The sequence below is a fragment of the Paenibacillus montanisoli genome, assembly GCF_003268025.1.
GTDB lineage: Bacteria > Bacillota > Bacilli > Paenibacillales > Paenibacillaceae > Paenibacillus_Z > Paenibacillus_Z montanisoli.
In genome coordinates this window covers 377,888-391,934 of the sequence record NZ_QLUW01000003.1, presented here as the reverse complement: position 1 = coordinate 391,934, position 14,047 = coordinate 377,888, and the positions used below count along the sequence as shown (strand labels likewise).

Below are 14,047 nucleotides of genomic sequence, written 5' to 3'. Positions count from 1 at the left end.
CCGGCACTATCGCTCAGCCAACCACCGCTCCGCAAAAGGATACGCAGCAGCGCCGTCCCAGCGGTGTCCCCCTTCAAAGATATGATGATGCAGCCGATCCTCTCGATCCCATAGACAGTAGGCTTGACGCGTGATCGCAAGCTGCTCGGTTACATTCGCCAGTCCCCGGCTGCCGTTCAAGGGATCCAAGGTGCCGCTTTCGATCAGCAGCGCCCTCGGGGCGATCAGTGCCCCGATATCCCCCATATCGACATAGTTCCACAGCCGGGGCACATAGTTGCAGCCGCAATGGTAGGGCTGCTTCAGCAAGGAATCTCTATAGCCGTAGTAATAACCGCTGACCACCGCGCATTGAATGCGTTCGTCCAGGGCGGCAAGCCATAACGTTTGCAGCCCGCCCCCGGACAAGCCGGCACATCCGATCCTCGATGCATCGCACTCGTCTCTCTCCTGAATGTAATCCGCAAGCCGCATTAAATCCCATGTCCACATCCCGGTTAATGAACGTCCCAGACTGATCGCGATATGATTTAACGCGGTACATGTACTGTTCAAGAAGGACGACTCGCCGTCGCCTTGAAGATGGGCCTCTCTCCGTTCGCCGAAGCCTCTGGCATCCGGGCAGAAAACGATCATGCCGCGCCGGACGTACGCTTCTCCATACCCGTAATTGTAGGTCTGGACCGCTTCCGCGATCGCCGGAATATCGGTTCGAGCCGCCGGCGAGTACTTCCCCCCGCTGGCATGGCCGTGCGGGGTAATCATGCTTGCGCGCCGCTCGCCCGGCTTGATGCCGTCCGGAATGAGAACATAGAAGGGCATCCAGACCCCTTCCTCGGTTTGAATAAGCCGCTTTTCTCTAACGTAGCCGTCCATCTGCTCGATGCCGATCAATTTCGGTTCGAGCGGACAGCGTACCATTTGATTCAGACCTGTGAGCTCATGGAGGTTGGTCACCGTTTGTTCCTTCCAGGTCTTATATTGTTCCAACGTCGATGCTTCCATGCCGCTTCTTCTGGCGGTGGATTCAAACAGCTTGGTCAGCCGTTCCTCGGATGTGTAATAAGCCGTCGTTGAAATGGTGCGCTGCTCGGACATTTCAATTCCCCCTGCTCAAATGAAATACCGCCTGACTGGAAAAATTTCCGCTCAGACGGTATTCGCTCTCTTATCCCGATTATCCTTTTATCGCTCCTGCCGTGAGTCCGTCGACGAAGTATTTGTGCCCGATGATGCTGAGCAGAATCAGCACCGGGACGGACATCAGCAACGCTCCTGTTATAGGGGAGGCATAATCGATCTTGTATGGATTGCTCATCGTCGTGATTCCGACGGCCAGCGGCATCTTGGAGCCCGAGCTTAAGTAAATAAGCGGTCCCAAGTAATCGTTCCATGATCCCATGAAGGTCAGCAAGGCAACAATACCGACTGCGCTGCCGCTAAGCGGAAGGGCAATCCGGAAAAATGTCCCCAGCTCCGAGCATCCGTCGATCCTTGCGCTGTCGAAGATTTCCTTCGGAATGGACACCATGATCTGCCGGATCAGAAATATGCCGAACGCTCCGACGGCACCGGGAAGAATAAGCGGCCAGAACGTATCGAGCCACCCGAACGCCCGGAACATGACAAATGAAGGCACAAGCGTGATTTGACCCGGAATCATCATGGTCACCAGCATGGCGACGAACAACCCGTGCTTGAATCTAAACTCATAGCGGGCAAATCCGTACGCAACCAGCGCATTGAAAACAATGGACAGCAGGGTCAAGGAAACCGCGATGATCAAGCTGTTTATCAGCATAGCGAAGAAAGGCAGCTTGTCAAATAGATGAATGAAATTTTCCAAGGTCGGGCGAAGCGTGAACGGATTTAACGGGTCGCCTACAATATCTTCGTACCTCTTAAAAGCCGTGCCGATCATGAAGAGGAAGGGCGTCAGGAACAAGAGGCTTAAGAAAATGAGAACCAGGTAGGCGAAGATGCGGCCGACTCCTTGCATAATCGGCGCGGAATCTTTCGTAACCGGAAGCCGGCTGCCAAGCGCAACGGCTGATTTCTGCATAAGTGCCCTCCTATCCCTCTTGGTCCTTAAGATTGAACATTTTCAGCTGTATGAATCCGATGACCAGCATCATCAAAGTGAACACGTAACCTAACGCCGACGAGTACGTAAAATCTTGGCGCCGGAAAGCTTGATCGTACAAGTAGGAGGTCGGGAAGACCAAGGAGTTTTCCGGTCCGAAACCGCTGTTTGCCAGAATGAACGCCTCGCTGAACATCCCATAGGAACCGAGCAGACACTGGAAGACGATAAACGTCATGATCGGACGCAGCAGCGGCATCGTCACATACCATAAACGCTGTGCCGGCGTGGCGCCGTCAATCTTGGCCGCCTCGATCAGCTCATTGGGGACGTTCTGCAGCCCGGCAAGGAAGAACAGGATGTTGACGCCTAGATACTTCCATCCGCACAGAATAATGAGCGCCGGAATCGTCCAAGCCGGATCCTTCAGCCACCCGATCGGGTCTACGCCGAATACGCCGAGTATGCTGTTGAGGAAGCCGCTGTCCCGCTCCAGCAGCAGCTTGAAGATAATCCCCACCGCAACTGCCGACGTGATATTCGGGGTAAAGAAGAACGTTGCGAAGAACCCCTTTTTCTTCGAAATATACGGCCGGTTCAGCAGCAGAGACACGCCAAGCGCAACCGGAAGGATGAGGAACAGACTGCCCAGTGCCAGCTTTGTACCGTTCCACATCGCTTTCCAGAAGAAGCCGTCCTTAAAGACGAACAGGTAATTGGACAAACCCGCAAATGTATAGCTGTCCGTGCCTTTCATTAAACTGAGCCAGAACCCGTAAAGAATGGGATACAGCCCGAATATCGCATAGGCAATAAAGAAAGGGCTGATAAAGAGAAACGGCGCAATTTTCAAGCGGGCAGATGCGTGCGAGGTCATCGGTCGTCCTCCTTACTTCCGTGCTTGTTCCGCATCGATCAGGCTTTGGAGTTCTTTCTCCACATTCCCGAGGAACGCTTCCGGCGTCATTTTGCCGTTCTGATAATCAGGTTCGAATTTGTCCCATGCCTTCCCGACCAGCGAACGCCACCAAGCTTGGTTCTGGCTCGGCGCTTGCGTGCCGAGATCCGCGTACAGCTGCGCGATATCCTGGCCGCCGAAATATTTGGTCGTGTCGCTCTCCTTGTGAAGATCCGGAGACTGCGTCGCGCTTGTCAGCGCCGGGAACAGATTGATGATACGGAAGCTTTCAACGATATTGTCCGTGTCCAAATGCGTGTATTTCAAGAAATCCCAGGCCGCGTCTTTATTGGCGCTGAATTTGCTGAGCGCAAGACCCGTACCGCCATTCACGGACGTTTGAACCGAGCTCGGTCCGCCGAGCGGCATCGGAACCGCTGCCCATTTGCCGCTTAGATCCGGCGAGTTCTGGACAAGCTGCCCTGCCCACCAGTCAGGACCGAATGCCGCAATGAATTTTCCATTCGTGAACGCTTCCCAATACTGCGGGCCTTCCGGCATCGATTTGCTCAAGAAGCCTTGATCCTTCCAATCCTTGATTCGCGTCAATACCTCAATGCCTGTCGGCGTATTGAAGCCGATTTTTCCGTCCGACGTGACGACATCACCGCCTTCTTGGCGCAGCAATTGTTCGAACAACCCTTGGTCTTTCTCCGAACCGCTTAACACGAACTTGTCCTTGTCAATCAGGGGCTTGGATGCTTCCATGAAGTCATTCCAGGTTTTCAGCGAAGGCACGTCGATTCCCGCCGCGTCGTAAAGATCTTTCCGGTAATACAGCGCGGAGACGCATGCCGCGATTTCAATGCCGTAGATGTTGCTGTTCACGGTGTATAGATCGAGCCGCCCCTTTGGAATCGCATCGGACAGCCCAGCCGTTTCCATGTAATCGTTCAGCGGCTCGAAAGGCACGTCCCCTTTGATATATCGCGGAAATGCGCCCTGTTCGACGTCAATCAAATCCGGCGCGCCTTTACCGCCGGACTGCGAGATGACGGTATATTTATCAAACATAGCCGAATATTCAAGCAGCTCGATTTTGATGTTGATATCCGGATGATCCTTCTCGTAATTTGCTTTCATTTCGTCATAGTACTGCTTGTGCGTATCTGCGAAGGTCCACAATGTAATCGTCTTTTTGCCGCTTGATTCCGAGCCGCTATCCGATGACGAGCTGGTGCCTGTGTCCGTGCTGCATCCTGCCAAGTAAACGCAGAAGCTTAAGGCCGTGAGCAAACTGATCGCTTTTTTCAAGGATACCCCTCCACGAATGTGCATTTTGTAAGCGTTTTATTTCCTTCAAACAGAAGGATACCACCCGTCTGACAGGTGGACAATACCACCCAATTGACTGAAAATGAACCGGAATTGATCTGGCTTATTGCTTCAAAACGCTTCTGTAAACAGACAAAAACCCGGGCAGTCATTGCCCGGGTAATAGAGATGATAGGTTCCGTTCACTTGTAATTCCGAGCTTCTCTTCTAATTTCGGAAGGCGACTTCCCTGTGCGCTGCTTCAAGCATCTGGAAAAATGGACCGTTGACTTGAAGCCGCATCGCTGCGAGATCTCCGCGACCGGATGATCGGTGGCGGACAGCATCTCCACGGCTTGCCTTACCCGATAATGCCACAAATATTTAATCGGCGTCGTATTTTCATGCGCATTGAACAAGCGGATTAAATGCTCCGGGGTTACATTGACGTGCTCCGCAAGCTCATTTAACGTCCAATCCTCGGCATAGCGCTCGTGAATGAAGCTTTTCGCTTGCATGACCGATGGGTGAACATGCTGCATGCCCCCCTCTCGTGAATGCTCATATGAGAATTGATACAAGGCAGCGAGTCCCATACATCTCATCTGCGGGCTCTCCGATGAAGTGCCAGTTTTCATATCGAGCATGAGGTCCGTGAGTTTATTAAGCTCCGCTGAAATTGGCAGGATGAACGGCAGATCGTTCAGCTTCGCTTCATATTCCTCTTCAAATCCCGGAACCCTAACCGCGATCCAGCGGTGCCATGTCTCTTGGTCATCCGCAAATTCGAAGTACTCCCGATGGCCCGGCTTTAACAGTACGGCATGGCCAGGGGTAACGGAGTGGCATGTATCGTCGATCGTGACATTCAAACGACCCGTATGCAGAAGCACGAGCTGAAGGTACTCCTGGTCGCGCGGACCATATTTCCCGCCCGGCGAGTAAACAATCGTCCCGCAATACGCCTCGCTGGCTTTATCGATTGGAAGATGTTCAACAATACTGTTCATGTACGATATCCTCCTGTGAATGCATGGATTGAGCAGTCTCGTCGATTGGACGCGGTTTATAACCTTTATTTTATCTCCGCGTTATTCATAGACAAGGATTCGAGGTCCTGTTTTAGATTGGATAATAAAGGTACTTGAACGACAAAAAAAGCCCTCAATTGAGGGCTTGTGAAAAGACGACGACTTTATATTTCAAATTACGACCAATTTCCATCTTTTATTCAGGTCTAAAAGACTAGATTTAGCGGATGTCAGACATGAGCAGCAAGACCGCTCCATCGTTAGCAGAAAGGCTTACATCCATATACGCCGCGCCCGCAGCCTCTGCCTGGCCTCGCCAGCATGCTTCCAGCTGCCAGCCTTCCTTGAGCCGCAAGCGGACGGTTTTTGCCTCCGGCGTGTGGTTAATCAGGACCGCCACTAGCTTACCGCCATCGTCCAGCGGATGCTCTGTCAGCCCGACTAGCGGATCTTCCTTGCTAAGGATGCGGCCGCTCGCCGCTTCCCGAGCAACCTCACGATACATTCTCCAATAAGGGTTCACATCCGGCGAAGAGCATGTCTCTTTCCCCATCGTCATGGCCAGCTCGATCGGCAGCGACATGAAATAGACGGTACCTTTGCCGTAGGAGGCACGCGTCAACACCGGGTTGCCATCCTCCTCGGCAGCCAGCACCTCAGCCCGGTCGCAGCGCAGCGTCCAACGGAAGGACGAAGGAACCGTGATCGTGCTGTCTTGCTCATCCGTGGCGAGAAGCGCGGCCTTGGCCGCCTCCGCCCGCCGCTGCCGGTTCTGCACCGAAAGCCCGGTCACCTCGGAGAAGTGAAGCAAATAGCCATCATCGACGGAAACGTAGAGCGAAGCCCCTTCCTCCACGCGCTTCAACAGCTGCTCCCATCTGCGCTTTGGCACACCTCGAACGCCGGTTACGGATGGGACCATGTAAAGATCGGCAGCTGGCAGCGGCTGGTCTTCGAAGCGAAACGCCAGATCAAATCCGGCTTGCTTGGCCAACACGAAGCTGCCATAGGCTACCGCCCAATGGTCTTGATCCGAGTTCAAGATGCAGACGGCTTCGGTTCGTCTCGAAGGAAGCGCCGCGATCGGCAATTCCGCGATTTCCCGCTTCAGCTTAGCCATCTCCGTCAATACAAGCTTGACGCGGCCATCCTCGGTCAACAGCCCGAGCTCGCCTTCGCACGCCACCTCATCGTACGGCGCATGCTGCAGCCTTGTCTGATCGTTCGCGCACCACCACTGCAGACCATGCAGGCCATGCGCCCACTGGGTCAGCATGCTCGTTCGCGCGAATGCAGCTGCGACGTCATCGCTGCAAACCATCGGACCCATCGTGCCCATCTCTTCCGCGAAGCAAGGCTTGCCGCCAATGCCGCCGTAAAATAAACTTTCCGCCGTCGCATGCAGTGTCGGCCTCATCGTATCCATCGGGTCGTAATCCATGTAAGGCGTCCAGAACGGATAAGGGTGCGTCGTCAAAATATCGGTCAGCTCCCCTTGATCCTGCATCGTCCAGCTTCCTTTCGGAAAGAGGCAATGCATGCCGGAGACGAGCGGGCGGCTAGCATCGGCGTGCTTAATCGCGTTGGACAAGGAAGCCGTCCACACCCAAGCTTGCTCCCTCGACTGCACTTGTCCCATGCTATTGCACTCGTTGCCAAGATCCCAGGCGATGATGGCCGGCTCCCGCTTCATGCGCGAGACAAAATACGAAACGAATTTCACCTGCCACCGAATGGAATCCGCATCCGTCAGAATCGATTTGCCGAGTAGCGCAGGAGGAACGAACAGTTTTCCGCTCATCCATCCCGTAATGAGGCCGACAATCAGCTTGATCCCGTATCGGTTCGAGAGCTCAGAGAATTGCTCGAAACGCTGCATCATCACTTCCGATACGCCTGCCCGGCCCGCCTCGTCATCGGGCACATGCGCCTCCCCGAACCGGTAGGTCGAGTGAGCGCCGAATTCCCGGTAATGGCTTTCGATCGGCTGGAAATCCGGCCAAAGCGGGAACACCCGCAGCACTTCGATTCCTTCGCCGGCAAGCTTGCGCAAGTCCGCTTCGACGACTTCGGGCCTCCAATCCGACCACATGGCCGTTCCGGCGTGCAAAGCCCAATAGTTGCATCCGACGAAAAAAGGACTAGATAGTTGAGGGAATAGACGATTATTAGCATTAGCGGTCATGTTGACGCTCCATTTCCGATTTTCCTCTACCATACCGCAATGCGTCGAAGCAATTAATGGACCTATCAACGAAAAATGGACTAAACCGGCATCAAACGCCGCCTCTCACGCTTTCGGTTGAATTCTCGGAAGGAGTCGATTATCCTTATATCATCTTGATGAACTCCTGATAGAAGGAATTGTAAGCGGTTGCAACTAGATCATTAATATTAATAGGGGACGAAAGCTATATGACAACCAAGCAATTTGCTGCAACCCGTTTCGAGAGAACAAGCTACGACGTGTTTTTCATCGGCCAGAACATCGTCTTCATGATTCTTACTTCGTTCTTAAGCGTTTATTACACCAATGCGCTCGGCATACCGGCCACCATCGTTGCGGGGATCCTATTGGCGGCACGGATTTGGGATGCTTTTGCCGACCCTCTGCTGGCGACCTTTATCGAACGTTCCAAGCTGAAGGGCGGTAAATTCAAACCGTGGGTAAAGCTAGCCTCCATTACGGTCCCGCTCTTTACCGTGCTTTGCTTCGGCTTCGAAAGCTTCCTGATTGATCAAAGCCTAGCCGTGCGAATCGCGTACGCGATCGTTACCTATATCGCATGGGGTACGCTTTATGCAGCGTCCGATGCACCCGCTTATGCCCTATCTACCGTCATGACCCCTTACCCCGAAGAGCGCAACCTGCTGTTGTCCTTTAACAAAATTACCGGTTTGATCGGCGTTCTCGCCGCAATGGTGATGTTTCCTCTTCTGCTTTCGAGTACGGATAATAACTGGTTCATCAGCGTCCTGATTTTCTCGGTGATCGCTTTCCTGACCATGTTCCTGATTCGTTTCACGAAAGAACGGGTCACGCACGAAGGAACGAAGTCGCCTGCGATCAGTGAGATATTCAAGGCAGTGACGAGCAATAAATATTTAGTCGCCATTGTTGTGATCAGCATCATCGCGAACGGGACGAACTTCGCGACTACGCTGACGCCGTTCGTCGCAGGTGACATCTATGGCGATCCGAACGCAACCGCGAGCATGCTGGCGATCGGGATTTTGCCGATGCTCTTAGTCGCGCCTCTCGCGCCGATGCTGATCCGTAAATTCGGCAAAATAAAGCTGGTTCAACTGTCTTTTGCCGCTACGGTCGTATTCTCGCTTCTTAGTTATTGGTTTGCCAGAGACAACGTCACCTGGTTCCTTGTCATTACTTTCTTAAAAGGATTGCTATCCTCGCCGTTTCTCATCATCTATTCGTTATTCTTCTCGGACTGCATCGAATATGATGATTATACAAACGGCAGAAGATTCGAAGCGATCACGTTCGCGGCGCAAACCTTTATGGCCAAAATTAGTACCGCCATCTCAGGGGGCCTGAGCATGTGGATCATCGGCATCGCGGGCTATGCGGCCGCCGTTTCCGGACAAACCGTGACTCAGTCGCCTACCGCTCTGAACGCGCTTTGGGCCACGCTGAATATTGGCCCAGCCATTGGCGGCGCGATTGCGATGGCTATCATGTACAAAGCGTATGATCTGACCGAGGACAGAGTCAAAGCCATGGTCGAGGCCAACATGAAGAAGGCGGTTAAACAGTAAAACAAAAGATCGCCATAGGTTGGCGATCTTTTTATATTACCAATAGAGTTGCCAATCCTTCGTAATCCGCACAAGCGCTTCGAAATAGAAATAGTCTCCCCAGATGCAGCACTCATCGACCCCATTGCCGTGCGGCTTGCTGTAAACGGCATGCAGCAAGATCCCGTTGGAGCTTGGATCGCTTTTGGCGGTATAACGTTCGGCGAGTGACTTCATAATCAGCAGCGCCGCATCCTCGTACTTGCGTTTATTCGGGTTCGACAGCGGCAGATGCTTGGCAAGCTCCAGCAGCCCGCATGCGGCGATGGATGCGGCTGAACTGTCCCGCTCCTCGCTCCCTTCCGTGAATGTCAAATCCCAGTAACAGACGTGATCCTCCGGGAGCCGGTTCAGCAAATAATCCGCCGTCCTCTGCCCAACGCCGATCAACTCCGCCCTCTTGCTGTACTTGTAGCTGAGCGGAAAACCGTAGAGCGCCCAAGCCTGCCCGCGCGACCAGCAAGAGACGTCGGAGAAGCCCTGCGCGGTTTTGCCGTACCTTGGCTTCCCGGTCTCGACATCCATATAAAACGTATGGTAGCTGGAGTCGTCCTCTCGGATCAGGTAAGCGGCGGATTGCCGGACATGGCGATCGGCGGCCCGGAAATAGCGGTCGTCTCCGGTGATTTCGGATGCCCAGTATAGCAGCGGCAGGTTCATGCAGCAGTCGATTATCATCCGGCCCCGCTCGTTCGGATTGTCGAGGTTGCCCCAGGCCTGGATGATGCCCGCCGGCTCCCAATAGCGCTCCATCAGCAGATCGGCCGCCCGCAGCGCCGTCTGCTTCGCTTCCTCGTTCCCCGTCAGCCTGTAAGCGGAGACGCATGACAGCGTATAGAGAAAACCTAGATCATGATGGTTCGTATGGATACGATGATCGATCCTGTTCTTATAGCTCGCCAGCTGACGCTCGGCTGCCAAGCGATATTTGGCATTGCCGGTCACTTCATAGGCCAGCCATAGCATGCCCGTCCAAAATCCGGGCGTCCATTCGACGTTGCCCCACTCCTCGTACCGGTTGTTCACGCTGGCAGGCGACGGGAACGTATCCCGGAATGTCGGCATGTTGCGGTCAATCTGAGACAGCACGTATTGAATCGCTTCCTCGCAGAAGGCGCGGTCGATGACCGGCGCCGCTACATTTTGGCTCAACTGGATCACTACTCCTTTATGGCTCCGATCATGACGCCTTTAACGAAATATTTCTGCAGGAACGGATACAAGCAGATAATCGGCAGCGTCGAGACGATGATCGTCGCGTATTTGATCGTTTCTCCAATCGCATACTTGTCGCTCGCACCGGCGTCCGTCATCATGGAGTCGGTGTCGTTGGCGATCAGAATTTCGCGAAGCACAAGCTGAAGCGGATAAGCTTCGCGGTCCCGCAAATAAACGAGCGCGCTGAAGAAGGAATTCCAATGGCCTACCGCATACCACAGGATCATGACGGCCACGACGGGCATCGACAGCGGCAGCACGATGCGGAACAGAATCGTCCAATCATTGGCGCCGTCCATGCGGGCGGATTCATCCAGGCTGACCGGGATGCCTTGAAACGCGGTGCGCATGATGATCAAATTGAACGTATTGATCGCCGTCGGGATAAGCAGCGCCCACATCGAATTCATCATGCCGAGTTGGTTCACGAGCAGATAGGTCGGAATCAGCCCCCCGTGGAAAACCATCGTCACGACGATGAAGAACATGACCGCATTTTTGAAATACAGGTTCGGCCTGGATAACACATAAGCCCCAAGCGCGGTCATGAAGAGATTGATCGACGTGCCGAGCACCACGTACAGCAGCGTGTTCCGGTAGCCTCTTGCGATCATTGGATTGTCGAATACCGCGCGGTAAGCGTCCAGATTAAAGCCGGCCGGGCGCAGCATGATGCCGCGGTGCTGGATGAATGACGCCGCGTCGCTTAGCGATGCGAACAGTACATATATAAACGGATATAGCATGACGACGCAAAGTCCGATCATCAGCAGCGTATTGATGCTGCCAAACGCTCGCTCCCCAGAGGTCGGTCTCATCTTGTAATCTCCTCACCACAATTTGTTCTCGCTAAGCCGCTTAATAACCGAATTGGCGCTCACGATGAGCACGAAGCTGACAACGGAATTAAAGAGACCGACGGCGGCCGTGAAATCGTAGCTCGCTTCCATGATCCCTTTGCGGTACACATAGGTCGAGATCACATCTGCCGTCTCATAAGTGAGCGGATTGTACAGCAGGAGCACTTTCTCGCTGCCGACGGTCAGCAGGTTGCCCATGTTCAAAATAAACAAGATGACGATCGTCGGCGCAATTCCCGGCAGCGTCACATGCAGCATCTGCTTCCAGCGGCTCGCTCCGTCCATGCGCGCGGCCTCATAAAGCGTCGGGTCGATCGTCGCCATCGCCGCCAAATAAATAATCGAGCCCCAGCCGATGCCCTGCCATATTCCCGAGCTGACATATAAGAACCGGAACCAGCCTTCTTCCTTCAGAAAATCAATCGGCTCGATGCCGAAAACGCCGATCAGCTGGTTTACAAGCCCGGTCCGGCCCAGGAAATCGACCATCATCCCCGCCACGACGACAAGTGAAATGAAGTGAGGCAAATACGAGATGGTTTGCACGAACCGTTTGAACAGGACGGCCCGGATTTCATTCAGCAGCAGAGCCAAAATAATCGCCGCCGGAAAGCCGAACAGCAGCTCGTAAAGGTTAAGCAGCAGCGTGTTGCGGATAAGCCGCCAGAAGTAGATGCCGCCGAAGAAATCTTTGAAATGCTCGAAGCCGATCCATGCGCTTGCTCCGATCCCTTTGGCCAGCGAGAAATCTTTAAATGCGATTTGCAAACCGTACATCGGTCCGTAATGAAACAGAATATAATAGGCGATGACGGGTAACGCCATAACATAGGCGGCCCAATTGCGCTTCCAATCGGTCCGGATCGTTCTAAGCTGCTGCATCGCTTCTACCTGCCTATCTGTTGAATTTCGGGAGGCAGGAGATGAACGTTCATCTCCCGCTTCCGCCTAGATCAAGATTACCGTTTGTTAAACCGTTCAAGTGCCGCCTGCTGGATTTGGATCGCATCTTCAATGCCCATGCTTTGAATCTTCTTCACGTATTTGTCGAAATTCTCGATAGGCTCTGCGCCCATGATGAACTTGAGCAGCATTTCATCGCGGTACGTCTGAATGTCCGTCATCACGGAAGCGAACTTGCCGCTCTCTTCCTGCGTCGGCGTTACGAGGGGCATTTTCCGTTCAACCGTCGGCTGCGACCATACTTCCAGCGCTTTCTTCTGCTCCGGCAGCACGAGATACTGCATTTGGAAATTGTCGCTCAGCACGTAAGGAGCGCTCCAGGTCGAGCGGGTGTATTTCGCGATCGATTGCTGAACGGACACGCCCCCCGGCGGATTCAGAAGTTCCGGCATGAGGACGGCTTTGCCATTCTCCATCTTGTAGCTGACGCCTTCCAACCCATAGTTGAACAGCATTTCGCCTTCTTGGCCGTACGCATAATCGAGCCATTTGACGGTTTCGGCCGGATTCTCGTTGCTCGTCGTAATGGCGGCTCCAATGCCGGTATAGGCAAAATCCTTCTGGCCCCAGATCGGCGTATCTCCGGCTTTGAGCACCGGATACGGAGCGGCGGTCAGCTTGAAGCTCGGATCGGCGTCCTTCATCAGGTTGGTGTACTTCGCAATGCCTCCGCCATTATAGAGCACGGAGGAGCCGAGCAGGTTCGTCGTCATTTTGTTGTCGAAAAGCTTTGCGTTCGGAGCGGCGAAATCTTGATCGAGCAAGCCTTCCTTGTACCACTTGTTCATCGTGGTCAGGAATTCCTTGTACTCCGGCTGGATCGGGCCGTATTTGACGGTACCGCCGTCTTGATAGAAGTTGTAATTGATTCCCCATGCGCCGAGGAAAGGCGCGTCGACATTCAGGAGATCTTTATCGATATAGAACGGGATTTCGTCCGCTTTGCCGTTGCCGTTCGGATCCTTTTCTTTAAACGCTTTCAAAACGGCATACCACTCGTCGACCGTCGTCGGAACGGACAACCCAAGCTTATCGAGCCAATCTTGGCGGAGAGCGGGACCGAAGAACACCCGGACCTTATCGTCGCCTCGCAAGAACGGGAACGAATAAATGGTGCCGCTATCCGTAGTGATTTGCTTCTTCCAGTCCGGGTGTTCTTCAAGGAGTTTTTTCAAATTAGGCGCATATTGATCGATGAGGTCGTTCAGCTTCATGATTTTGCCGTCTTCAATCGCTTTTTCCGGTCCGCCGGGATATCCGTCGGTCCAATAGGTCTCGATTACATCCGGCAGCTCATTAGAAGCTATCATCAAATTAAACTGCTCCTTGGCCTGCTGAGGATCCAGCGGCGGATGCTGGAATTCGACCTTCACGCCGGTTCTTTTTTCAAGTTCCTTGTACATTTCCATCTCGGCATAGGTTTTCATTTGCGCGGAGGCGGCCGAATGGTTGGCTACCCAGTACTTCAGATTCGTTAGCTTCGGCTGATCCGACGCATTGCCGTTCTGCTTCGTTTCCGTCCCCGAAGCGTTCGTAGAAGAGTTAGCCTCTTCCTTCTGATTCCCATTGCCGCCGCACCCGGCGACCGCGGCTGCGAGCGCAGCAACCAGCATAAAGGAGCTTGCTTGTTTCATTTTTGTGTTCACGACCCTCATGTACTTGCCTCCCTTAGAAATGTGATCGAATAGGTTACCCGATTCCAAGTGTAGATGGGAGCCGGAGAGATTGAACACTTTCACTTTTTCACGTTCACTGTATTTCCGTAAGATAAAACGCCTCAGTTGAAAAGAAAGCAGTCGAGATGAAAGTTCGTCGGTGCCTTTAAAATCAACAAAAAGGCAGTCCCGGAGAGGGACTGCCCCTT

The 14,047-nt window shown here is 53.5% G+C and carries 11 protein-coding genes; 1 reads left to right on the top strand and 10 read right to left on the bottom strand.

The annotated features are described in order from the left end of the window. Positions 1-6: 6 nt before the first annotated feature. From DL346_RS17695 to DL346_RS17670, 6 genes are all read right to left on the bottom strand, one after another. On the bottom strand, positions 7-1,098 hold the full coding sequence (locus DL346_RS17695; RefSeq protein ID WP_112883473.1) for an alpha/beta hydrolase family protein: 1,092 nt from the start codon (positions 1,096-1,098) through the stop codon (positions 7-9). 79 nt (positions 1,099-1,177) lie between these two features. Beyond that, on the bottom strand, positions 1,178-2,062 hold the full coding sequence (locus tag DL346_RS17690) for a carbohydrate ABC transporter permease (RefSeq protein ID WP_112883472.1): 885 nt from the start codon (positions 2,060-2,062) through the stop codon (positions 1,178-1,180). A gap of 10 nt (positions 2,063-2,072) precedes the next feature. Continuing rightward, on the bottom strand, positions 2,073-2,960 hold the full coding sequence (locus DL346_RS17685; protein ID WP_112883471.1) for a carbohydrate ABC transporter permease: 888 nt from the start codon (positions 2,958-2,960) through the stop codon (positions 2,073-2,075). A gap of 12 nt (positions 2,961-2,972) precedes the next feature. Further along, positions 2,973-4,295 carry an ABC transporter substrate-binding protein gene (locus tag DL346_RS17680; RefSeq protein ID WP_165822556.1) on the bottom strand — a complete coding sequence of 441 codons (1,323 nt, stop codon included), beginning with the start codon at positions 4,293-4,295 and terminating at the stop codon, positions 2,973-2,975. Positions 4,296-4,498: 203 nt separating this feature from the next. Then, positions 4,499-5,305, bottom strand: coding sequence for a helix-turn-helix domain-containing protein (locus DL346_RS17675; RefSeq protein WP_112883469.1), 807 nt, complete (start codon positions 5,303-5,305; stop codon positions 4,499-4,501). A 241-nt stretch (positions 5,306-5,546) separates the two neighbouring features. Further along, a complete protein-coding gene (locus DL346_RS17670) occupies positions 5,547-7,511 on the bottom strand; it encodes a glycoside hydrolase 5 family protein (RefSeq protein WP_240633269.1) in 1,965 nt (654 codons plus the stop codon). A 230-nt stretch (positions 7,512-7,741) separates the two neighbouring features. Here DL346_RS17670 and DL346_RS17665 point away from each other — a divergent pair, with 230 nt between their 5' ends. Further along, positions 7,742-9,103 carry an MFS transporter gene (locus tag DL346_RS17665; protein WP_112883468.1) on the top strand — a complete coding sequence of 454 codons (1,362 nt, stop codon included), beginning with the start codon at positions 7,742-7,744 and terminating at the stop codon, positions 9,101-9,103. 36 nt (positions 9,104-9,139) lie between these two features. Here DL346_RS17665 and DL346_RS17660 read toward each other — a convergent pair whose 3' ends face one another. The 4 genes from DL346_RS17660 to DL346_RS17645 form a co-directional block, all read right to left on the bottom strand. Continuing rightward, positions 9,140-10,294 carry a glycoside hydrolase family 88 protein gene (locus tag DL346_RS17660; protein ID WP_240633268.1) on the bottom strand — a complete coding sequence of 385 codons (1,155 nt, stop codon included), beginning with the start codon at positions 10,292-10,294 and terminating at the stop codon, positions 9,140-9,142. An 8-nt stretch (positions 10,295-10,302) separates the two neighbouring features. Next, a complete protein-coding gene (locus tag DL346_RS17655) occupies positions 10,303-11,178 on the bottom strand; it encodes a carbohydrate ABC transporter permease (RefSeq protein WP_112883467.1) in 876 nt (291 codons plus the stop codon). 12 nt (positions 11,179-11,190) lie between these two features. Next, a complete protein-coding gene (locus DL346_RS17650) occupies positions 11,191-12,102 on the bottom strand; it encodes an ABC transporter permease (RefSeq protein ID WP_112883466.1) in 912 nt (303 codons plus the stop codon). A 77-nt stretch (positions 12,103-12,179) separates the two neighbouring features. Further along, positions 12,180-13,838 (bottom strand): type 2 periplasmic-binding domain-containing protein, encoded by a 1,659-nt coding sequence (locus DL346_RS17645; RefSeq protein WP_112883465.1) that lies wholly within the window; start codon positions 13,836-13,838, stop codon positions 12,180-12,182. Positions 13,839-14,047 lie beyond the last annotated feature (209 nt).